General features: G+C 70.3%; 19 protein-coding genes and 1 other RNA gene. 7 read left to right on the top strand and 13 right to left on the bottom strand.

The window, feature by feature from the left end; translation table 11 throughout:
* Positions 1 to 424: 424 nt before the first annotated feature.
* From DEJ28_RS08305 to DEJ28_RS08295, 3 genes are read right to left on the bottom strand one after another with little or no spacing between them, the layout of a single operon-like run.
* A complete protein-coding gene (locus DEJ28_RS08305; RefSeq protein WP_111117323.1) occupies positions 425 to 3379 on the bottom strand; it encodes a bifunctional [glutamine synthetase] adenylyltransferase/[glutamine synthetase]-adenylyl-L-tyrosine phosphorylase in 2955 nt (984 codons plus the stop codon).
* A gap of 22 nt (positions 3380 to 3401) precedes the next feature.
* Entirely contained in the window at positions 3402 to 4739 is a 1338-nt protein-coding gene (gene glnA, locus DEJ28_RS08300) for a type I glutamate--ammonia ligase (RefSeq protein ID WP_111117324.1), read from the bottom strand.
* Between the two features lie 49 nt (positions 4740 to 4788).
* Positions 4789 to 4968, bottom strand: a complete 180-nt coding sequence (locus DEJ28_RS08295; protein WP_111117325.1) for an SPOR domain-containing protein — start codon at positions 4966 to 4968, stop codon at positions 4789 to 4791.
* Between the two features lie 103 nt (positions 4969 to 5071).
* On the opposite strand from DEJ28_RS08295, the gene map reads away from it, so the two are divergent.
* From map to rnpB, 3 genes are all read left to right on the top strand, one after another.
* The gene (gene map / locus DEJ28_RS08290) at positions 5072 to 5935 is read left to right on the top strand and encodes a type I methionyl aminopeptidase (RefSeq protein ID WP_111117326.1); all 864 of its coding nucleotides are present in this window, start codon (positions 5072 to 5074) and stop codon (positions 5933 to 5935) included.
* Between the two features lie 23 nt (positions 5936 to 5958).
* On the top strand, positions 5959 to 6708 hold the full coding sequence (gene ppgK, locus DEJ28_RS08285; RefSeq protein WP_111117327.1) for a polyphosphate--glucose phosphotransferase: 750 nt from the start codon (positions 5959 to 5961) through the stop codon (positions 6706 to 6708).
* A gap of 206 nt (positions 6709 to 6914) precedes the next feature.
* Positions 6915 to 7275: RNase P RNA component class A (gene rnpB, locus DEJ28_RS08280), an RNA gene on the top strand.
* A 260-nt stretch (positions 7276 to 7535) separates the two neighbouring features.
* Here the strand turns inward: rnpB and DEJ28_RS08275 are convergent.
* From DEJ28_RS08275 to DEJ28_RS08260, 4 genes are all read right to left on the bottom strand, one after another.
* Positions 7536 to 8270 (bottom strand): zinc ribbon domain-containing protein, encoded by a 735-nt coding sequence (locus DEJ28_RS08275; RefSeq protein ID WP_111117328.1) that lies wholly within the window; start codon positions 8268 to 8270, stop codon positions 7536 to 7538.
* A gap of 2 nt (positions 8271 to 8272) precedes the next feature.
* The gene (locus tag DEJ28_RS08270) at positions 8273 to 9220 is read right to left on the bottom strand and encodes a Nif3-like dinuclear metal center hexameric protein (protein WP_111117329.1); all 948 of its coding nucleotides are present in this window, start codon (positions 9218 to 9220) and stop codon (positions 8273 to 8275) included.
* Between the two features lie 81 nt (positions 9221 to 9301).
* The gene (locus tag DEJ28_RS08265; RefSeq protein WP_111117330.1) at positions 9302 to 10432 is read right to left on the bottom strand and encodes a hypothetical protein; all 1131 of its coding nucleotides are present in this window, start codon (positions 10430 to 10432) and stop codon (positions 9302 to 9304) included.
* Between the two features lie 114 nt (positions 10433 to 10546).
* The gene (locus DEJ28_RS08260) at positions 10547 to 11134 is read right to left on the bottom strand and encodes an RBBP9/YdeN family alpha/beta hydrolase (RefSeq protein WP_111117358.1); all 588 of its coding nucleotides are present in this window, start codon (positions 11132 to 11134) and stop codon (positions 10547 to 10549) included.
* Between the two features lie 424 nt (positions 11135 to 11558).
* On the opposite strand from DEJ28_RS08260, the gene DEJ28_RS08255 reads away from it, so the two are divergent.
* Positions 11559 to 12314, top strand: coding sequence for a helix-turn-helix domain-containing protein (locus tag DEJ28_RS08255; protein ID WP_284180778.1), 756 nt, complete (start codon positions 11559 to 11561; stop codon positions 12312 to 12314).
* Positions 12315 to 12564: 250 nt separating this feature from the next.
* Here DEJ28_RS08255 and DEJ28_RS08250 read toward each other — a convergent pair whose 3' ends face one another.
* On the bottom strand, positions 12565 to 13158 hold the full coding sequence (locus DEJ28_RS08250) for a hypothetical protein (RefSeq protein ID WP_111117332.1): 594 nt from the start codon (positions 13156 to 13158) through the stop codon (positions 12565 to 12567).
* Positions 13159 to 13395: 237 nt separating this feature from the next.
* Here DEJ28_RS08250 and DEJ28_RS08245 point away from each other — a divergent pair, with 237 nt between their 5' ends.
* Both DEJ28_RS08245 and DEJ28_RS08240 read left to right on the top strand, forming a co-directional pair.
* Positions 13396 to 13851, top strand: coding sequence for a nuclear transport factor 2 family protein (locus DEJ28_RS08245; RefSeq protein WP_258368281.1), 456 nt, complete (start codon positions 13396 to 13398; stop codon positions 13849 to 13851).
* 1104 nt (positions 13852 to 14955) lie between these two features.
* Complete coding sequence (locus DEJ28_RS08240) at positions 14956 to 15366, top strand: hypothetical protein (RefSeq protein WP_111117333.1); 411 nt, start codon at positions 14956 to 14958, stop codon at positions 15364 to 15366.
* Positions 15367 to 15570: 204 nt separating this feature from the next.
* Here DEJ28_RS08240 and DEJ28_RS08235 read toward each other — a convergent pair whose 3' ends face one another.
* A complete protein-coding gene (locus DEJ28_RS08235) occupies positions 15571 to 16308 on the bottom strand; it encodes a hypothetical protein (protein WP_111117334.1) in 738 nt (245 codons plus the stop codon).
* A gap of 263 nt (positions 16309 to 16571) precedes the next feature.
* Between DEJ28_RS08235 and DEJ28_RS08230 the strand changes: the two genes are divergently transcribed.
* A complete protein-coding gene (locus tag DEJ28_RS08230) occupies positions 16572 to 17180 on the top strand; it encodes a cytochrome d ubiquinol oxidase subunit II (protein WP_146248942.1) in 609 nt (202 codons plus the stop codon).
* Positions 17181 to 17429: 249 nt separating this feature from the next.
* On the opposite strand, the gene DEJ28_RS08225 is transcribed toward DEJ28_RS08230, so the two are convergent.
* The 4 genes from DEJ28_RS08225 to DEJ28_RS08210 all read right to left on the bottom strand — a co-directional run bounded on the left by DEJ28_RS08225 (position 17430) and on the right by DEJ28_RS08210 (position 20598).
* The gene (locus tag DEJ28_RS08225; RefSeq protein WP_146248943.1) at positions 17430 to 18389 is read right to left on the bottom strand and encodes an AraC family transcriptional regulator; all 960 of its coding nucleotides are present in this window, start codon (positions 18387 to 18389) and stop codon (positions 17430 to 17432) included.
* A 194-nt stretch (positions 18390 to 18583) separates the two neighbouring features.
* Positions 18584 to 18997 (bottom strand): ATP-binding protein, encoded by a 414-nt coding sequence (locus DEJ28_RS08220; RefSeq protein WP_111117337.1) that lies wholly within the window; start codon positions 18995 to 18997, stop codon positions 18584 to 18586.
* Positions 18994 to 19332 carry an STAS domain-containing protein gene (locus DEJ28_RS08215; RefSeq protein ID WP_111117338.1) on the bottom strand — a complete coding sequence of 113 codons (339 nt, stop codon included), beginning with the start codon at positions 19330 to 19332 and terminating at the stop codon, positions 18994 to 18996. Before DEJ28_RS08215 ends, DEJ28_RS08220 begins: the two co-directional genes overlap by 4 nt.
* Positions 19333 to 19386: 54 nt before the next feature.
* A complete protein-coding gene (locus tag DEJ28_RS08210) occupies positions 19387 to 20598 on the bottom strand; it encodes a multidrug effflux MFS transporter (RefSeq protein ID WP_258368282.1) in 1212 nt (403 codons plus the stop codon).
* Positions 20599 to 20607 lie beyond the last annotated feature (9 nt).

The raw sequence follows: 20607 nt of genomic DNA, 5'->3' as shown, positions 1-20607 counted from the left end.
GCGGTCCCCCTCTCGGGGCGGCCTGCTTGTCCGCACTGCTGCTGACAGCACTCCGGTGGACCGGATGGACCGCTCCGTCGCGCACGTGGAGGGTTCGGGAAGGCCTGGAGGCGCGGCTCGGCTCGACTCGAAAGCCCTGTTCAGGGCGCTGCCGTCGGGCGTGGCGCGGGTCCGCAGGGGCGCTCGGTCCGGTAGGGCGGACGCGGTCGGTCACGCTCCGGTAACGACCGTGTTCGCGACACTTGTCGGGGTACACCGGTTTCGGAACGGGGGACGGGATCCGTCACGGGGAATTCACCCGCGGGGACGTGTCCACGACGCGCGAGACACGTCGTCCCGGGCGTGTCGCGGGGCTGGCGGCGGCACCGATCGGGGGCCAGTCGGCGCGCCGGTCGGGCGCAGGTCCGCCCTGCTGCGGCGCCGGTCAGGCGCCGTAGAACTCGCGCTCGAACACTTGGCGGGCGCGGCGCGTGACGCCGAGGTAGTCGTCCTCGAGCTCCGACGCGGACCCCGGCGGGTACTCCATCAACCGTGCGATCCCTTCCAGCTGGACGCGGTCCACCGGGAGCACGTCGGTGGTCTTGCCCGACCACAGCACGAGCGCGCTCCGCGTCCGGGAGGCGAACCGCCACGCCGCCCCGAGCCGCTCGGCGTCCTCGGCGCCGACGAGGCCGGCCTCCGTCGCCGCGTCGAGCGCCTCGAGCGTCGAGGTCGTCCGGAGCCCCGGGATCGTCAGCGCGTGCTGGAGCTGCAGGAGCTGCACGAACCACTCCACGTCACTGAGGGACCCGCGGCCGAGCTTGAGGTGCCGCGCCGGATCGGCCCCGCGGGGCAGCCGCTCCGACTCGACCCGGGCCTTGATCCGTCGGACCTCGCGCACCTGCAGGTCGTCGATCTGCTCCGGGTACCTGGTGCGGTCGGCGAGGTGCTCGAAGTCACGGAGGAGCTGCTGGTCCCCCACGGCGCCACGGGCCCGGAGGAGCGCCTGGGCCTCCCACGTCAGCGACCAGCGCGCGTAGTACGCCCCGTACGAGTCGAGGGTGCGGACCACCGGGCCGTTCTTCCCCTCGGGCCGGAGGTCGATGTCGAGGTCGAGCGGGTGGATCGTGTCGTCGGTCAACCGGGTCAGTTCGCGCACGATGGTCTGTGCCGCTCGCGAGGCGTCCTCGGAGGGGATGTCGCCCCCGGCGCGGTAGACGTAGAGGACGTCGGCGTCGGAACCGAAACCGAGCTCGCGCCCGCCGTAACGTCCCATCGCGATGACGCCGAACTCCAGGCCGGCCGGGGCGTCCCGTCGTGCGAGGGCCAGCACGCCGGTGAGCGTCGCCTCGGTGACGTCGCTCAGCGCCGGGCCCAGCGCGTCGACGTCGAGGTTCCCGAGGACCGCGGCCATGCCGAGCCGGAGCGTCTCACGGCGCCGGGCGGACCGGACGAGCGCAGCCGCCCCGGCGACGTCGTCCCCGTGCCGACCGGTGACGGCCGTGACCTCGGCGAGCAGGGACTCGATCGGGCGTGGGCGGAGCAGGGTCTCGGGCTCGTCGAGCCACGCCACTGCCTCGGGGAAGCGCTCGAGCAGCCCGGACAGGAACGCCGACTCGGACAGCACCGTGGTGAGCGAGTGCGCCGCCCCCGACGAGTCGCGGAGCATCCGGAGGAACCAGCTCGACTCCCCCAGGGTGTCGCTCAGCCGGCGGAAGGCGAGGAGTGCGCGGTCCGGTGCGGGTCCCTCGGCCATCCAGCGCAGCAGCACCGGCAGCAGGTTCCGCTGGATCGCCGCACGACGACTCGTGCCCTGGGTCAGCGCGCGGATGTGGCTCAGCGCGCCGGCCGGGTCCGCGAAGCCGATGGCCCCGAGGCGGTCGACGGCCTGGTCGCTGGTGAGGACGATCTCGCCGTCGCTCGCGGCCACCGCGGACAGCAGCGGCCGGTAGAAGAGGCGCTCGTGCAGGCCCCGGACCTCGAGCTTCACGGCGCGCCAGCGGGTCTCCAGGGCCGCCGCCGACTTCGCGAGACCGCTCGAGCGCGCGAGCACCCGCAGCTCTTCCTCGTCGGAGGGCATGCGGTGCGTGCGCTGCAGCCGGCGGAGCTGGATACGGTGCTCCAACACCCGGAGGAGCGCGTAGTCGGGGCCGAAGCGTGCGGCCTCGGGTCGGCCGACGTACCCGGCGTCCGTCAGGGCGTCCATCGCCTCGAGCGTCGACCGCACCCGCACCGACTCGTCGTCGCGGCCGTGCACGAGCTGGAGCAGCTGGACGGTGAACTCGACGTCCCGCAGACCACCGGGGCCGAGCTTCAGCTGCCGGTCGACCTCGCCGTCGGGGATGTGCTCGGTCACCCGCTCGCGCATCCGCTGCACGGACTCGACGAACCCCGGACGCGTCGCCGAGTTCCAGACGAACGGAGCGACCGCGGCCGCGTAGCGCTCCCCCAGGTCGGCCGAGCCCGCGATCGGACGGGCCTTGAGGAGGGCCTGGAACTCCCACGCCTTCGCCCAGCGCTCGTAGTACGCGACGTGCGAGTCGAGCGTCCGGACGAGCGCACCGTCCTTGCCCTCCGGTCGGAGGGCCGCGTCGACCTCCCACAGCGCGGGTTCGGCGGCGAGGTCGGTGATGGCGTGCGTCGCCGCGATCGCCAGACGGGTCGAGATGAGCACGGCACGGTCGGTGCCGACGTCCGCCGTCGGTTCGGTCACGAAGATGACGTCGACGTCGCTGACGTAGTTGAGCTCCCGCGCGCCCGCCTTGCCCATCGCGATGACGGCGAGCGGTGTCGCGGCGACGTCGGCCGCCGGGAAGGGGACCTCGCGTCGGGCGACGTCGACGGCCGCCTCGAGCGCCGCCCCGGCGAGATCGGCGAGGCCGGCGGCGACGGCCGGGAAGGCCTCGGTCGGCGAGACGCCGAGCACGTCGAACAGGGCGATCTGCGCGAGGTGTCGCCGGTACCGGACCCGCAGTCGGAGCCGCGCGTCCTCGCCCGTGGCGCCGTCGATCGCGGCGAGCAGGGACTCGGTGTACCGGTCCTGCGACCACGGCTCGGTGACCGGTTCGAGGAGCAGCGCGATCTCGGCCGGCCGTCGGTGCAGGAACTCGCCCAACCCGACGGACGCGCCGAGCAGGCGCACCAGACGCTCGGTGGCGGCGCCGTCCGCGAGCACCGGACGGAGCTCGTCCGGCGCGCGCTCGAGCAGCCGCTCGAGCGCGCGGAGTGCGCCGTCGGGATCGGCCGTGGACTCCCACAAGGCCGGGAGATCGCTGACCGGCACCCGCAGGTCGGGGCCGAACCGCGCCTCCAGGTCGGCGATCCGTTGCAGGCTCTCCGACAGCTCCGCGAAGCCCAACCGGGCCAACTCGGAACGCGACGTCGTCGTCCTGCTCGTCATGCCGTGGTGCTCGCCGTGGGACCTACAGGGCGCCGAGGTTCGTGTCGAGCTCGAACGGCGTGACCTGGTCGCGGTACCGCTTCCACTCCTGGCGCTTGTTGAGCAGCACGAAGTTGAAGACCTGTTCGCCGAGCGTCTCCGCCACGAGCTCCGAGTCCTCCATCAGGCTCAGGGCGTGGTCGAGGCTCGCCGGCAGCTGGCTGTACCCCAGGGCGCGACGTTCGGCGTCCGTGAGGCTCCAGACGTTGTCCTCGGCCTCGGGCGGGAGCTCGTAGCCCTCCTCGATGCCCTTCAGCCCAGCGGCGAGGAGCAACGAGTACGCCAGGTACGGGTTCGCCGCCGAGTCGATGCCGCGGTACTCGATGCGCGAGGACTGGCCCTTGTTCGGCTTGTACAGCGGCACGCGGACGAGTGCCGAGCGGTTGTTGTGGCCCCACGTCACGAAGGACGGGGCCTCGTCGCCACCCCAGAGACGCTTGTACGAGTTCACGAACTGGTTCGTGACCGCCGTGATCTCCGGAGCGTGCTTGAGGACGCCCGCGATGAAGTGCTTCGCGGTGTCGGAGAGCTGGTACTGGCCGCCGGCCTCGTAGAAGGCGTTCTGGTCGCCCTCGAACAGCGACACGTGCGTGTGCATGCCGGAGCCCGGCTGGCCGGAGATCGGCTTCGGCATGAACGTCGCGTAGACGCCCTGCTCGATCGCGACTTCCTTCACGACCGTGCGGAAGGTCATGATGTTGTCCGCCATCGTCAGCGCGTCGGCGTAGCGGAGGTCGATCTCGTTCTGGCCGGGACCTGCCTCGTGGTGGCTGAACTCCACCGAGATGCCGAGGTCCTCGAGCATGCGGACCGACCGGCGACGGAAGTCGTGCGCGCTGCCGCCGGGGACGTTGTCGAAGTAGCCGGCACGGTCGACGGGCTGCGGGCCGCCGTCCTTCCAGTCACGGCTCTTCAGCAGGTAGAACTCGATCTCGGGGTGCGTGTAGAACGTGAAGCCGCGCTCGCTCGCCCGGGCCAGCGTGCGCTTCAGCACGTTCCGCGGGTCGGCGACGGCGGGCTGGCCGTCCGGGGTCGTGATGTCGCAGAACATCCGCGCGGTGGGGTCGATCTCCCCACGCCACGGCAGGATCTGGAACGTCGAGGGGTCCGGGTGCGCCAGGACGTCCGCCTCGTACGAGCGGGTGAGTCCCTCGATCGCGGAGCCGTCGAACCCGATGCCCTCGGCGAAGGCACCCTCGACCTCGGCCGGGGCGATCGCCACCGACTTCAGTGTCCCGATGACGTCCGTGAACCAGAGTCGGATGAACTTGATGCCCCGCTCCTCGATGGTGCGGAGCACGAAGTCCGTCTGCTTGTCCATGCACGCCCTTTCCGTGTGCTTCCGGCCGGTCGACGGCCGTCCGTACAGCCTATTGGTCCTCGCCGTCCCAACGCTCGTTGTTCGCCTTGATCCGGTCCAGGGCGTGTTGCGCGTCCTCGCGGGTGTCGAACGGGCCGATGCGGTCGCGCTGCGGGGACTGCGGGCCCTGCTCGACGGCCTGGGTCTTCTCGTTGAACCACCACTGGGACTCGATGCGTTCGTCGCTCATGCCGCCAAACGTACCCGTGGGGGCGGACGGGGTCCGGTGGCGTGCGGCGGGGTGGCCACCGCCGCGTCCGCTCGTGCCTGCTCTCCTGACTAGAGTGGTCCGCATGCCCCGGGACGAACACGGACACCTGACCGCCGGCCGCATCTCCCCGCAGCGCACCGTCCCGAAGGACATCGAGCGTCCGGAGTACGTCGGTCGGGCCGAGCCGGACGAACTCGGCCACGGCGACACGTACACCCCGGACGAGGTCGAGCGGATCCGGACGTCGGGCCGCATCGCCTCGCAGGCCATCGACGCCGTCGGCGAGGCCATCCGGCCGGGCGTCACCACCGACGAGCTCGACCGCATCGGCCACGAGTTCATCGTCTCGCACGGCGCCTACCCCTCGACGCTCGGCTACCGCGGCTACCCCAAGTCGCTCTGCTCCAGCCTCAACGAGGTCATCTGCCACGGCATCCCCGACGACACCGTCCTGCAGGCGGGCGACCTCGTCAACATCGACATCACCGCCTACAAGGACGGGATGCACGGGGACACGAACCGCACGTTCATCGTCGGCCAGGCGTCCCCCGAGGTCGCCGACCTGGTGACGCGGACCGAAGAAGCGCTGCGCCGCGGCATCCGCGCCGTCGCCCCCGGCCGCCAGGTGAACGTCATCGGCCGGGCCATCGAGGCGTACGCGAAGCGCTTCGGCTACGGGGTCGTCCGCGACTACACCGGGCACGGCGTCGGCCGCGCGTTCCACTCCGGGCTGATCATCCCGCACTACGACGCGCCACGCTTCGACGACGTCATCGAGCCCGGGATGGTGTTCACCATCGAGCCGATGCTGACCCTCGGTGGGATCGAGGCCGACATCTGGTCCGACGACTGGACCGTGTCCACCCGCGACAAGTCCTGGACCGCGCAGTTCGAACACACCCTCGTCGTCACCGAGCGCGGCGCGGAACTCCTCACCGTCTCCTGATCCCACCCCCGAAAGGCACACACATGACCTCCCTCGCAGTCGGCGTCGACATCGGCGGTACGGGCATCAAGGGCGCGATCGTCGACGTCACCACCGGTGAACTCACGACCGACCGGATCAAGAAGGCCACCCCGGAGGGCGGGAAGCCGCAGGACATCGTGGCCGTGACCGCGTCCATCCTCGAGGAGCTCGCCCCCGCGGCGGACGTCCCCGTCGGCGTGTGCTTCCCCGCCATCGTCCGTGACGGCAAGACCATGTCCGCGGCGAACGTGTCGAAGAAGTGGATCGGCTTCGAGGCCGAGGCGCTGTTCGAGAAGGAGCTCGGCCGCTCCATCCACTTCGTCAACGACGCCGACGCCGCCGGGTTCGCCGAGCAGCAGTTCGGCGCGGCGAAGGGCAAGGACGGGCTGGTCATCGTCACCACCCTGGGCACCGGGATCGGCACCGCGCTCATCAACGACGGTGTGCTCATCGTCAACTCCGAGCTCGGGCACCTCGAGATCGAGGGCCACGACGCCGAGTCCCGCGCCTCGTTCGCCGCGAAGGAGCGTGACGACCTGTCGTGGAAGCACTGGGCGAAGCGGCTGCAGAAGTACTACTCCACGCTCGAGGCGCTGCTCTCCCCCGAGCTCTTCGTCGTCGGCGGCGGCGTGTCGAAGCAGTACGAGGAGTTCCTTCCCCTGCTCGACCTCCAGGCGGGCATCATTCCGGCGACGCTCCGCAACAACGCGGGCATCATCGGCGCCGCGGTCTTGGCCGCGCGCAGCGCCTGACGCAGGTCGCCGGCGCCGACCGGCCCGGCCCGGCCCGGCCCGGTTTCCGCCGAGATCGCACTTCGGCGCGTTCCGCCGGCACGCTCGACCGCGCAAGTGCGATCTCGGCGGCGTCCTGGACCCATCGACGACGCGCACGACCCGCCCGCCGCGCACGACGCGCACGACCCGCCCGCCGCGCACACCGCTAGACTCGGGGACGCGAATGGGTCGGTGAGACGGTCGCGTCACTCCCCCGGGAGTGCCGAGGAACGTCCGGGCTCCACAGAGCAGGGCGGTGGGTAACACCCACCCGGAGCAATCCGCGAGACAGTGCCACAGAAAGCAGACCGCCGGCGGCAACGTCGGTAAGGGTGAAACGGTGGTGTAAGAGACCACCAGGGGTCCGGGTGACCGGATCCGCTCGGTAAACCTCGCCCGGAGCAAGGTCAGACAGAGGACGTCGAGGCTGCTCGCCGAGTCCTCGGGTAGACCGCTGGAGGCCGACGGCAACGTCGGTCCGAGAGAGATGGCCGTCACCGCCGCGCAAGTGGCGGGACAGAACCCGGCGTACGGCCGGCCCATTCGCACACACGCCCGACGCGGCGCCGCGCGTCCGGCACCCGCGTCGCCGCGTTCCCGTGCGAGGTTCCGTACTCGGTGCGGCGGCACGCACCTCGCACCGGACACGGAACCTCGCACCAGAGGGTCGCTCCGCCGGGTTGCGTCAGAGCGTCGCGCCGCCGAGTCGCGCCGCCGGGTCGCGCCCCGCGCGCAGGCGCGACCACAGACGGCCTGGAGGCGCGGTGCCAGCTGGCACCGCGCCTCCAGGCCGTGTGGTGGTGCGTCTAGAGCCCGGACTCCGCCGTGCGCACCAGGATCGCGTCGCTGTCGGGGCAGAGCACGACGTCGTCCGGCGCTGCGCGCCGGATGGTCTGCAGGTCCGAGTTGGTGAGGGTCACACCGGACGCGGTGGACACCCCGCCCTGCAGGAGCGACGCCCCGAAGCCGTACCGGGCACGCTGCCGGTCGTAGAGGTCGAGGAGGTCCGCGGGCACCTTCGCCGCGACGCTCGCTCGGCTCTGCACCGCCGACTCGCGGTCGGCCTCGAGGCGTGCGATCTCGGCGTCCCGCTCGGCGACTAGCCCGGAGCGGGCGGCTTCGACGTCGGCGAGCTGGGCCTCGATGTCGCCGACCCGTGCGCGGAAGACGTCGAGCTGCTCCATCACCTCGAGCTCGCCGGTCTCGAGGTCCCCGATGCGGCGCTGCAGCGACTCGAGCTCGCTCTGGAGGCCCGCCGCGTCCTTGGCGCTCGAGACGTGCTGGAGCATCGTGGTGTCCCGCTCGACGCGTGCCTGTGCGGTCGAGGTGTCGGATTCGAGCCGTGCGAGCTCGCGCTCGGCGTCCTCGACGTTGCCGGTCGCCGCCGCGAGCGAGGCGCGCAGTCCGGCGGCCTTCGTGCTCAGCTCGGTGAGCCGGTCGCCCTTCTGCAGGGACGTGATCCGGTGGGCAATCCGGGTGACGTCGTTGTCGAGTCGCTGGACGTCGAGGAGGATGACCTGGTCCTCGGGTGCTGCCTTCATGGTCAGGCTCCTTCAGTGGTGGTGGGGACGGCGTCGTCGGACGCGGCGTCGGGATCGGATTCGGCGGCGTCGGGTTCGGCCGCGTGGGGTTCGGCGTCGGGTTCTGCCGAGCGGGGTGCGGCGGAATGGGGTTCGGCTGCCGGCAGGACGGCGAAGTCCCACGGGTCGGTCCGGAGGTCGCTGACGGTCACGCGCACCCCGGTCGTCCGGCGCAACTGCTCGGCGGCGACGTCGAGCCAGAGCCACTCGGTCGCCCAGTGCGACGTGTCGATGAGGGCCGGGCCGCCGCCGAGGAGCGCCTGCTCGCGGAACTCCGACGCCGGGTGGTGGCGGAGGTCGCTCGTGACGTAGACGTCGGCGCTCAGGACGGCCGGGTGCCGGAGGTACGCGTCGCCGGCGCCGGCGCAGAGCGCGACGGTCCGGATCGGCTGGTCGAAGTCGCCCGACACGCGGACACCTGTGGCGGTGCCCGGCAGCAGGTCGACGAGTGCGCGGGCGAGGGCGCCGAGGGTCGTCGGCTCGGCGAGGGTGCCGACCCGCCCGATGCCGGTCGACGGGTCGGCGCCGGGCTCGATCGGCTGCTGGTCGGTGAGGCCGAGCCGGTCGGCGAGCACTGCCGAGGTGCCGGTCGTCACGACGTCGGCGTTGGTGTGCGCCGCGACGAGCGCGGTCCCGCCGCGGACGAGCGTGGTGAGCACGCTGCCCTTGTACGTCGACTCGGCGATGGTCGTGACGCCGCGGAGGAGCAGCGGGTGGTGCGTCAGGAGCAGGTCCGCGCCGAGGTCGACGGCTTCGCGGGCGGTCGAGGGGACGGCGTCGACGGCGAGGTGCATGTGCTCGACGGCCTGGTCGGGATCGCCGGCGACGAGCCCGACGGCGTCCCACGACTCGGCCCCGGCAGCGGGCCACAGGTCTTCGATCACGGCCTGGATTTCGCGGAGCGTCGGCATCCCGTCAGTCTACCGAGACCACTGCGGCCCGAGCGGCCCCTGTGGACGGAACCGCGCCGGACACGAGCCTGTGGAGAGCGATCAGCGACGACCGAACGCCTGCAGCATGCGGGCGATGAACCGCGACCACCAGCCGGCAGTGGGCTGCTCGGCGGGCTCGACCGGCTCGGTAGCGACGGTGCCGTCGTCCGTCCGGTCCGACGTGCTCGCAGCCGCGGGGACCGACACGGCCTCGGGCAGGACCACGGGGGTGCTCGCGGTGGCACCGTCGTGCGCGGTGAGCGCCGCGGCGAACGCGGCACGGTCGATGACCGTCGGTCCGGTGGCGGGCTGGATGAGCGGGGTGGGTCGCGTGTTCGCGGACACCGGTGAGACGACCGGGAGGGACAGCACCGGACGGACGGGCACGTCACGCTCCGGCGTGGTCGCCGTTCCGGGCGCGTCGCTCGCGTCGACGAGGTCGGTCACCTCGACCACGGTGGGCTCCACGAGGACCGGTGCGGCAGGCGTGGGCTGGACGACGGGGGTGGCAGCGGGGCGGACGATCGAGTCGGCAGCGGGCGGGAGGACGACGGCGACGCTCCCGGTGGCGGCACGGCGAGCAGCGGCCCGCTCGCGTCGATCGGCCTCGAGGGCGGCGTCGGCGAGCAGGTCGGCGAAGACGGTGTGGGCGAAACCGCGGGCGGCCTCGAGCTCGGGGTCGCTGATGCCGGCGACGGTGGCCTCCCACGCGGCGAGGCGTGCGAGGTCCTCGTCGCGGCGACGCACCTCGTCCTCGAGCAGCACGATGCGCTCGATGGTGGTGCGGCCGGTGGATGCTGAGACCTCGACGGCGAGGTCCTCGAGACGGAGGGCGATGCGCTCCGGCGGTTCCGGGAACGAGGGCGCGCAGACGGCGGCGTGCCGGGCGCGGTCGCGGGGTCGACGGAACGCTGACTCGTCGGACGGAGTGGAGGTGGGCGCGGTGACGGCGGCGACGACGCTCGGCTCGGCGACGGAGGGCTCGGCGACTGCCGTGGCGCTCTCGACTGCGGCGTCCGACGCTGCGGCGTCCGACGCTGCGTCCGGTCGCTGCACGGGGCCGGTGACCGGCGGGACCACGAGGTCCGCCAAGTACGGAGCGCGCGTCGCCGGGGCGTCCCGGAGCCACTCCTCGACCTCGCGACCGAACGGGTCGACGAGGGGTGTGCGTGCACCGGACTGCGTTTCCATGTCCGAAGGATAAATATCGCAACGCTCATCTCCGCGGACATCCGCGGTGTGTCGCAGCAGTCGCTGGTGTATCGCCCCGAACGTGAACGGCGTGTCGAGCCCGGTGCGCCCCGGTCAGAGCCCGCGCTCGAACTCCTCGAGCAGCGCCCGTCCCGCGGCCCACGCTCCGACGCCGCTGTCGACGTTGACGTGCCCGAGCGCACCGACGCGCAGGACGCTCGATCCGAGCGTCCGGGCGAACCCGATCGCGCGGTCCGCCGAGCAGTACGGGTCGTCGTCGCTGACGACCATCCGTGTGGGGAGGCTCGTGCGGGTGTCCGGTGCGGCGAAGCCCGCGGCAGCCGCCGGGAACCCGGGCCCGGCGGGGTCCGGTGGGGCGACGAGGAAGGCGCCGGCGGCCGACGGCCCAACGGTGGTTTCACCCTCGACTGACGGGTGCGCAGCCTCCCGGAGCCAGCTGGCGACCGCCAGGACCCCGAGGCTGTGCGCGACGAGCACCGGGGGTTCGTCGCAGGAGGCCACCGCGCGGGAGATCGCCGCGCTCCAGTCCGCGGGGTCCGGGTCGCTCCACGACGCCGGGCCGATCCGGACGACCTGGTCGGTGCCCGCGGTTTCCCGCTCGGCCTGCCAACGGGACTGCCAGTGGTCGGGGCCGGAGTTCCAGATCCCGGGGACGATCACCCACGGTCGAGGTCTGCGCACGATCGAAGCGTAGCGGGGCGCTTGCACGGTGCGCCGCGGCGTCAGCTGTCGCCGCGCACGCAACTTGTCTCCTTTTCGTCGAAATTGTCGCCGGCTATCACGAGCTTGGGGCGCGTCGGTCCGCCACTCAACGCGAACGTCGGTCAACTCGTGGGACGCGTCCGCATGACGTGCCCCGGATTCAATTGATCGACGCAACACCTTCCTCCGAGGTGTTCCGCGTGCACCTGTCCCTGTCGTCACCACAAGCTGTCCGGTTCCTCGCCCTGATCCGGGAGGGACGAGGTCTCAAACCCTCCGCCGAATCGCCGGTCTCAGTAAGGAGACCGGGTATCGGTTCCTGCGCGAGCGGTATCTGCAGCTCCGCCGTTCCGGTTCCGACCCTGCGGCGGCGCTGGAGATCATCGGTGTGAGCAGCAGTCGTGTGGCCTCCTGGGAAGCACGCCTGAACCTCACCAATCGACACCATCTGCGTGTCGAGCGGAGCGTCGAGGACCGGTTCTGGTCGGCGTTCCACGCGGGCGCATCCGTCGAAGGTGCCGCGGTGGAATCCGGGCTGGGCCGCGCGACCGGCTACCGGCTCCTGCGGCTTCGATTCGACGAGCTCCGGGAGGGAAGCTCCGTCGCGTCTGTCGCCGTCACGCGTCGGCTGAGCGTCAAGCGTGCTGACCTGCTCGAACGGGAACGGCAGAGCCGGATCCGCCCTGACCACAGCGCTGCCACGGCGGCGCTGCGGAAGGCGCTGGCAGCGTCGGCGCGGGTTGCTGACCTCGCCCTGACGACGACGCGGCGAGGCCGGAAGGTCCGTGACGTTGAGGACGAGTACTGGCAGCTGATGCGTCAGGGCATGAGCAATACCGACGCCTGCAAACTGCTTCGCAGGACCCGACGCTCCGGCACCCGGATACGACAACGAGCCGGCTACCGCATCCCATCGCTCACACCGACCGCAACGGCAGCGGTCGGACGCTACCTCGAGCTGCGGGAACGACTCCAGATCGCCGACCTCCACCGACTGGGACTCTCGATCCGCCAGATCAGCGTCCGTCTGGGCCGGCACCCGTCAACGATCAGCCGCGAGCTCCGACGGCACCGGACGGGAAGCGGGGACTACTTGCCGCATCTTGCTGACGACGACACCAAGCGCCAACGCGCCCGACGGCAGCGCGGGGCCAGCTGAGACGCCTTCCCCGAAGGAGGAGAACCAACTGGACGACGAAGACGACGACACCGACAGCAAAAGCGACGGGCAGGGCCGGAACCTCGCCGAACGGGTTGGGAGACATCCGTTGGAGCCTAGCGACGACGAGGAGCTCCCCAGGACCGGAAGCAACGCGAGATGCCTCGACAGCCGATCCGTTTTCGGACGGGCTGACCGCCTCTAGCGGTAGACCCCATGGCTCGGAGTCGCCGGTACCGCACGGGCTTGGTCAGCGGCCCATGCCGAGCGCGGACTCGATCCGGCTGATCGTCCGGCGCATCGCGTACTCGTCCTGCGCCGGCTGGTCGTCGGCCACCCACAGGTGGACCGCTCCGGGACCCAACGTCCTGGGTGCGAGGCGGACCACGATCCCCCATCGATATGCGACACCGCGCGGCGTGGGCTCCCTGAACACGTCGAAGCCGAGTACCTCTGAACGGAGGGCGATCGGTGTTCCCTGCCCGTCGTTGCGCGTCGACCAGCTCGTGATGCCCGTCCGGTCGAAGCCGAGGTCGCACGGGAACCAGACGCGCAGTCTGGGGCACCAGGCCGTGAGGTCGGCGGCCGTCGATTCTGTCGCGTGTGCGGTGACGAACACGGTGCCGGGATGGGTCTCGGCCTTCTGCTGTAAGCGCGCCCGCCGGCGGTGGTTGACCTCGGTGGTGACGCAGGCGACGCCGAACCCGAACGTGATGAGAATGCCGAGACGGAGCTCGGTGGACAGGGCCCGTCCCTCGTCGGTGCCGATCAAGACCGCGAGGACGATCGTCGCGGCGCCGAAGACGACTGTGATGGCGGCGAGGAGGATCGTCGACGGGCGCACGGCTCGACAATGCCAGAACCCGAGGTGCGGTGGAATGCTCGCACCGTCACAGTTCGCACTGCGTCAGCGGACTGCGAACCGTCCGGTAGCCGATCGTTTACCGGACGGGAGTAGCGGTTCTGCTCTGACCCGTGAGGCAGACTGATCGCATGAGGATGCAGGGTGTGACGGCGGGCTGGCGAGCATCGGATGGTAGGGCTGCCCGAACCGGGCTCCGAACTGCAGGGGGAGGGCACCGTGATTTACTCGCGCATAGTTGAAGCGAAGGTTCGGTCGGTCTTCGACCAAATCAACGCCGGCGACTATATGGAGATGGTAAACGGGCTGGGCGACCCTTTTATTTATCACTTCCACGGCGAGCACGCTCTCGGTGGACGGCGAACGTCTCGGGACGCGATGGTCCGGTGGTGGGAGAGGCTGGGTGATCTGCTTCCGGGAGCCCAGTTCACCATCCACGAGGTGATCGTGCATGGCGGCCCATGGCGCACGCGCATAGCGGTGCGCTCGGGCGTTCGCGGCCCACTCCCCGGCGGCGAGGTCTACAGCAATACGGTCTTCCAGTTCATGACACTGAAGTGGGGCAAGGTGACCGACGTTGAAACGATCGAGGATCTTCAGGTACTCACTCACGCACTCGACATCGTCGCTGCCAGTGGGAAGTTCGAGGCGTCGGCCGCCCCGATCACGGATTAGATGTGCTGGTTCGACGGTGTAGGCGCCGAGATCGCGCTCTCCCCCACCTCGCCTCGTCCCTCCGCGGCTGTCCGGTAGCCCATCCCTCAACGGGCGTGAGCGAGTTAGCTCGTGGTTATGAGCGACACGCAGCGACGAGCCGGACGAAGTACTCGCATCGCGCTGGTTGCTGCACTCGTCGCGGGCATCGCCTGCTTAGTCGTCGGGTTCGCCGAAATCCTGTCGCCGACCGGTTCGACTTGGCTTGCCGTTCTGATGTTCGTCCTGGCAGCTTCGGCTGGATGGCGCGTGACGATCTACTTGCGGCTGCTCAGGCGGTCTCAGTAGGGGATCGTCAAGCGAGACGGCGACGGGTTCCCTGACCGCGTCCGCCGGCCTCTTGTAAGGCGGTCGGTGACCGACCCCTCAGCGCATCGGCTTCGCTCCTCGAACGAGTCCCAGAACCGATCCGATCACCATCAACGCTCCGCCCAAGATCATGACAACGCCAACTATCACGAGGGCTAGTGTTTGGGTCACTAGGGCGACGAGACCTAGGGCAAGAGCCGCGATGCCGACGAACAACGCGCGTACTCGCCATCGCCGCTGGTCTGCTGATGGATCGGACATGGGCGGGACGATACTCGAGGAAGCCTTCTTCTGCGAGTGCTTGGTTGTCCCGGTAGCCGAGCCTTCACCGAGAGAGCTGCAGGATAGCGGCGCCCATCACCATTGCTAACACTGCGAGTCCGACGATGGTCAGGCGTTGATTAGGGCTCGGCGCGGGGCGGGTTCGGGCCCGCTTGACGACCGCGGGCACACATGCCAGCCCACCAACGACCATGACAAGGCCGAGGATGAGAGGGATGTCGGCTGCACGCACTCCTGCAGCCTAAGCCTGCTGAATGCTGTCACGGTCGTCCCAAGGTGTCCGGATGGCGCCCGCGGACCGTTCCCCACCCCTTGCCCCGGAGGGCTGCTGGGCTGATCTGGGCGCTGCAGCTCGAATCTTCCTGGATGCTCACCATTGCTCCGTCGACGAAACCCTGGATCCCCCAGCCAAGTGTCGCAGTAGCCGATCGGTGATCGGACGACTGCGCTGATCACGGCGCCTAGGCTCTGCCCGTGGAGCAAACGGAGACACCGGTCCTGCGCAGCCGCGTGACGTTGGCGTGGATCCTGCCGACCCTCGCTCTTGTCCTCCTGGCCGCACAGATGCTCGCGTGCGTCCTTACCTACGTCCACACCGCCCCGATTGATGGTGCGTACGACGTCGGCGCTGAGCGTGGCCGGGGCCTCCTCCACGCTCGTTCCGCCGACGTCACCGCAGCCGGGTTGAGTCTCGGCCTCACATGGATCGCCACGGTCCCCGTGGCGCTGGCAGCGACACTGCTGGCAGCATCAGCCATCGACCGCTTCCGTGCGGAGGGGAAAGTTCGCGTGTACGCGCAGTCGGTGACGCTGGTCGGGATCCTCGGGTGCATCGCCGGCGTCGTTCTCGCCGTACTTGGCGTCCTCGAGCTCCTGCGGGGCTGATGGCTGACATCTCCGGCACGAGCCGCCGTCGTTCGTTCCGGGGCGCTGCGTTGCCCGTTTGACGATCGGGAATCGAGACGCGCAGGACGGCTGGTCTGCAGAGCTCCACCGGCGACAGGCGGAAGCACGCACCCGGTCCGCAGACGGCACCGATCTGCAAAGCACGCAGAACAGCGCTGCGAGCCGGCTGGCGACGAAGGCCAGCTAGATCCGGTCCAGACCTGCCACCGCGACGACTGTTGGCCACTCCTCACCCTCGAACTGCACGAACCGCAGCCCTGGCGGGAGAGCTTGCCCGTCGTCAGACGCGACGACGACACCCTCCAGCCCGACGAGATACCCGGAACCGCGGCAGTAGTGCACACAATCGCCGACGATGGGCATGATGATGGTGTCTGCCGCCTGCTCCTCTGAGGCCGGTTCGGCAACGGTAGGCCGGGACGTCGTAAGCACCCAGGCGGCCTGCCTCTTGGACCCGCCGCGCTCGTCGAGCTCTGGGTCGCGGACGTCACGATTGCCCAACCTCACGGCCGTCATGGATTGCGGGCCGATCGTGCGCGCGACTTCGCAGCCGATCCGGACTCCCCAGCCAGCAAGGGACAGCACCATGCTCGCCATCCCGATCTTGACCAGGACTGGCTCAGCACCGACTTGCCCGGGTCCGCCGTTCACTATCGAGCCGCCAGCGACGTGCGCGCGCTTGGCACTCGCCTCCGCCGCGCCGTGGAGCTGTGCGATCGGGGTGCTGGTGCCAGACCGTCCCCGGCTCGATTCCGCCGACGTCGCTTCTTGCGCACCGAGGCACGCAGCGGCGGGAGCGTCGCGGTTCGGGCAGAACTCGGACAGCGGCGCTGCCTGGGTCGGCCTGGTCGGCCAGGAAGAAGCGCTGAACTGTTTCTTGAACGCGGAGTCGCGACGCCGTCGCTTGTCGTAGTTGTCCATGGAGTCACCTTCGGGTCGGCTTCTCGCAGCCTCGAGTCAGGCTGTTCCCGGACCGTACTGCCGGACAGTCACCGGACACGATGGTTCCTCAGTGACTTTGCGGTAATCAGCAACGCCGATTCCTTGTTCGCGCCGGCACTGCCGACGTCGGCTCGCGCCGAACGAACTCGCGCCCGGCCGGCGCCGCCAGTGTGGGTTGCGCGGTACCGCCTCTGCTCTGAGAAAGTCGATTTGATGCGCCCACTGGGTCGTACGCTCGACGCGTGAGCGACCCGAGAGAATCTCTCCTCCCCGAGGGGCAATCCAATGTGCATTGGGTCGCTGCCACGCAGCAGGCCAGGGTACTTGTAGAACGAGGGCCGATCGTTGTCCGTGCGTCAGTGCAGGCCGCACTGACCGGACTGACCCTCGTCTTCTTCGCGCTCGGCACGACCCTGGCCGCGCTCGAGCCGTCGCCGTGGAAGGCAATCGTCAGCGGTGCTGGGTTCACCGTCGCGCTGTTCGGGTGGCTGTGGGCACGTCGGCACGACGGCTTGGAGCCCTTCCTCGCTAGCGGCGAACAAACCCCCATCTCACTCCTCGATCGCGATCAACGGCGGGCCCTCCGGTCTCAAATGCGCGGGAAGACGCCGCCCACTCCATCCTCGGAGGAACTCGTCGACCTCCTCACACGTCGGCAGCAAGCATCGGCGCGGAACATCTGGCCGACGCTCATCGGGTTCGGAGTCGCCTTCGTCGGCGTGAACCTCACGTCAGGGATCCTTTTGCTCGGCTTCCTGGCGGTCAGCGTCTTCATCGCAGTCGCCAGCTGGATCGAACGGCGTCGGTGGCAGCGAGTGCGTGCACTCATCGCTGGCCATCAACGTCAGTAGTTGAGATCTTGATGTTCCTGGTCCACCCGAGGGATTGCGCCTACGACGAGCAACCTCGCGCCCTCACGACAACTGGCTGCAACCGACGCAACGGACTTCGACGCCGACGACGGGCGGTAGCCCATCGGCTCCCGAGACCGCCGTCGAGCCGTCGAAACCACGACAAGATGTTCGGTCAGATCGAGAGAAATGGGCGGTGTCGCCGAGACTCGTGAGCCGAGTTGGCGACAGGTAGTGAGTCCGTCGACATCAGCGCTGCAGCGTGTCCCGCGGGTACTCGCCGAACCGCATCGCGTACGCGCCCGAGAACCGCCCGAGGTGCGCGAAGCCCCAACGCACCGCCACCGCGGCGACGGTGAGCTGCCCCGGCGCCGCCCGCTGGAGTTCCTCGTGCACGCGGTCGAGCCGGATGCCACGCAGCATCGCGTTCGGAGCCGAACCGACCTGCCGCTGGAACGCCTGCTGGAGCCCCCGGATGCTCAACCCCACGCGCTCGGCGACGTCGGTGGTCGAGATCGCGGTGTGCGCGTAGGCGTGCATGTACTCGACGGCCTCACGGACCCGGCCCGTCGCCCCCTGCGGCAGCGTGACGTCCGGTCCGAGGACGGTGTGCGGGAACGTCCGGAGCAGCGCACGGGCGGTCTCCTGGGCGGCCTCAGCGAGCACGAGCGGTGACACCGGGGCGTTCCCGAGCACCGTCGTCGCGGCCCGCTGCACCTGGGCGTTCCACCGGCGGAGGTCGTCCGGCCGCGGCGCCTGCGTGTGGTCGAACACGAGGGGCGCGGGAGCGGAGCCGTGCTCTTCGGCCGCGATGCCCTCGAGGTACGTCCGTTCGAACTGCACCAGGCTCTGCCGCACGTCGTGCAGGTCGAAGGCGAAGGGGCGCCCGGTCGGGAACATCACGGGGGTGCCGGGGGCGATGGGGACCTCGTCCCGGCCGACGTCCACCGTCCCACCGCCGTCGGCGAGCCACATCACGACGTACTCGTCGCGGGTCTCGACCTCGCCCTCCATGCGGGCGTCGAAGCGCGTGGACCGGAAGGACATCGTGTCGTCGCCGACGACGCGGAACCGGTAGCTGAAGGGGCGTTCGGTCGCGCTCGCGCGGAACCCGGCGCCCTCGTAGGCGTCCTGGTACATGTGGATCGCCGCCTCGAGGTCGACCCCGGACGTCTCGAAGCGGATCCTGGGGTCGGGCTCGACGTTCATCGACTGGATCGTCACACGGTGGTACGGAAACCCCGGCCTCGCACCGGTTGCCTTGCGGGTAACGGCTCGGTCACTGCGGGATGCGGATGACCAGGACGACCCAGATGACCCGGATGACCCGGATGACCCGGACGACCGATGACCTGGACGACCGATGACCAGGACGACCCGGACGACGCCGATGACCCGGAGGACTACCGCCGTCCTCGCCGCACCGTCCACCGGTTGTGGTCGTCGACCCGCTCGTAGCGGAGGTCGTCCACGACCATCTGCACGAGCGCCAGCCCGCGCCCGCTCTCAGCGAGGGCGTCGGGCAGCCGTGCGGCCGAGGGGTCGACCGGCACCGGGACCCCGTCGTCCGTCAGGTGTGCCTCGACGGCGTCCTGCCCGACGTCGATCCGGAGCGAGCACGCGACCCCGGACGGACGCGCGGCGTGCTCGATGACGTTCGAGGCGAGTTCGACGAGCGCGAGTTCGAGCGCCATCCGGTCCTCGTCGGACAGGGACGGCTCGGTCGCCCACACGGACGCGAGGAACGTGTGCACCGCCGTGACGTCGTCCGGCGGACACGCCAGGTCGATGCTGTGCCCGCTCACCGCGGTGCTCATCCCCAGTCGGTGACCGCGGCGTCCCCGTCCGGGTACGTGCGGAGGATCTTGTCCATGTTGGAGAGCTTGAGCACCATCTCGACCTGGTCCGACGGTGCTGCGATGCGCAGGTCGCCGCCGGCCTGCCGGGCGGTCTTCAGGCAACCGACGAGTGCGCCGAGCCCGGACGAGTCCATGAACTCGACGCGCGAGAGCTCGACGACGACGCGGGGACGGCCACCGTTGACGATCTGGGCCACGGTCTCGCGGAAGGTGGGTGCGGAGACCATGTTGAGCCGGCCGCTGCACTCCAGCACCGCGGCGTCGGGGTCCGCCTCGTGTACGACGATGTCCATGTCGGTGCCTCCTGGGGTCGGTGCGGGTGCACCAAGCAACCTACCGGGTCCGGGTCAGGAGCGTGTCCCACCCCGCCGCGTCGCGACGAGCTGCACCACGACCGCGGCCGCCATGAGCACCGCCATCACCGACCCCATCGCCGTCGCCGTGCCACCGAGCGCACCCGCCAACGGGGTGCCCAGGCCGCCGAGCCCGAAGGTCAGACCGCCCTGCAGCGCCGCGGCCGTCCCCGGGTGCGCAGCGCCGACGTGCTGCGTCCGGGTCATGGCTGCCGGCAGCACGAAGCCCCACGCGGCGGTGACGACGGCGAGCGAGCACCAGACCGGCACGGCACCGAGTCCGAGGAGCGCGGAACCGAGCACCCCGACCGCGCCGAGGGTCCCGACGGTGAGGCCGAACGAGAGCAGCGCGTCCTCGGAGAACCGTCCGACCACCCGCCGGAACACGAGCGTCGTGACGATCATCATCGAGGCGTTCGTGGCGAACACGATCGTGTACATCCCCTCGGAGAACCCGAACTCGGACTGGAACACGAACGAGCTGGTGGCGATGTAGGCGAAGAACCCGATCGTCGAGAGCACGCCGGTGAGCACGTACGCGCGGAACCGCCCGATCGCCATGAGCTGCCGGATGCGGCCCCAGTTCGCCCCGAAGCCGACCCCGCCGCGGCGCTCCCGGGGCAGGGTCTCGTGGAACCGCACCACGACGGCCGCGAAGAACACGGCGCCGAGCACGGCGAGCACCACGAACATGAGACGCCACGTGCCGATCGTCAGCACCGCTCCCCCGGCCAGCGGCGCGACGACCGGTCCGATCGCGTTGATGGCGGCGAGCGTGCCGAACACCTTGGCCATCCGTGGGCCGGTGATCACGTCGGACACCATCGCGCGCCCGGCGACCGCCCCGGCGGCACCGGCGAGGCCCTGGAACACCCGGGCCACGATGAGCGTCACGACGTCCGGTGCGAGGGCGCACCCGACCGACGCCAGCGCGAACACGGCGGTGCCGACGAGCATGAGCGGCCGACGTCCGATGCCGTCGCTGACCGGGCCGGCCAGGAGCTGCCCGACGGCGAACGCGACGAGGAAGGCGGTCAACGACAGCTGGACGACGCTCGGTGCGGTGCCGAGGTCGCGGGCGATCGCCGGCAGCGCCGGGATGTACATGTCCGTCGCGAACGGGGAGACCCCGACGATGAGCGCGAGCGGCACGATCGGGGGCAGCATGCCCGCGGTCGTCGAGTTCCTGGTGCGCTCCGTCGTCACGTCCGCAAC

The sequence above is a fragment of the Curtobacterium sp. MCPF17_002 genome, assembly GCF_003234115.2.
Lineage (GTDB): Bacteria > Actinomycetota > Actinomycetes > Actinomycetales > Microbacteriaceae > Curtobacterium.
The sequence above is the reverse complement of the archived record's forward strand: the minus strand, read 5'-3'. Positions and strand labels throughout refer to the sequence as shown.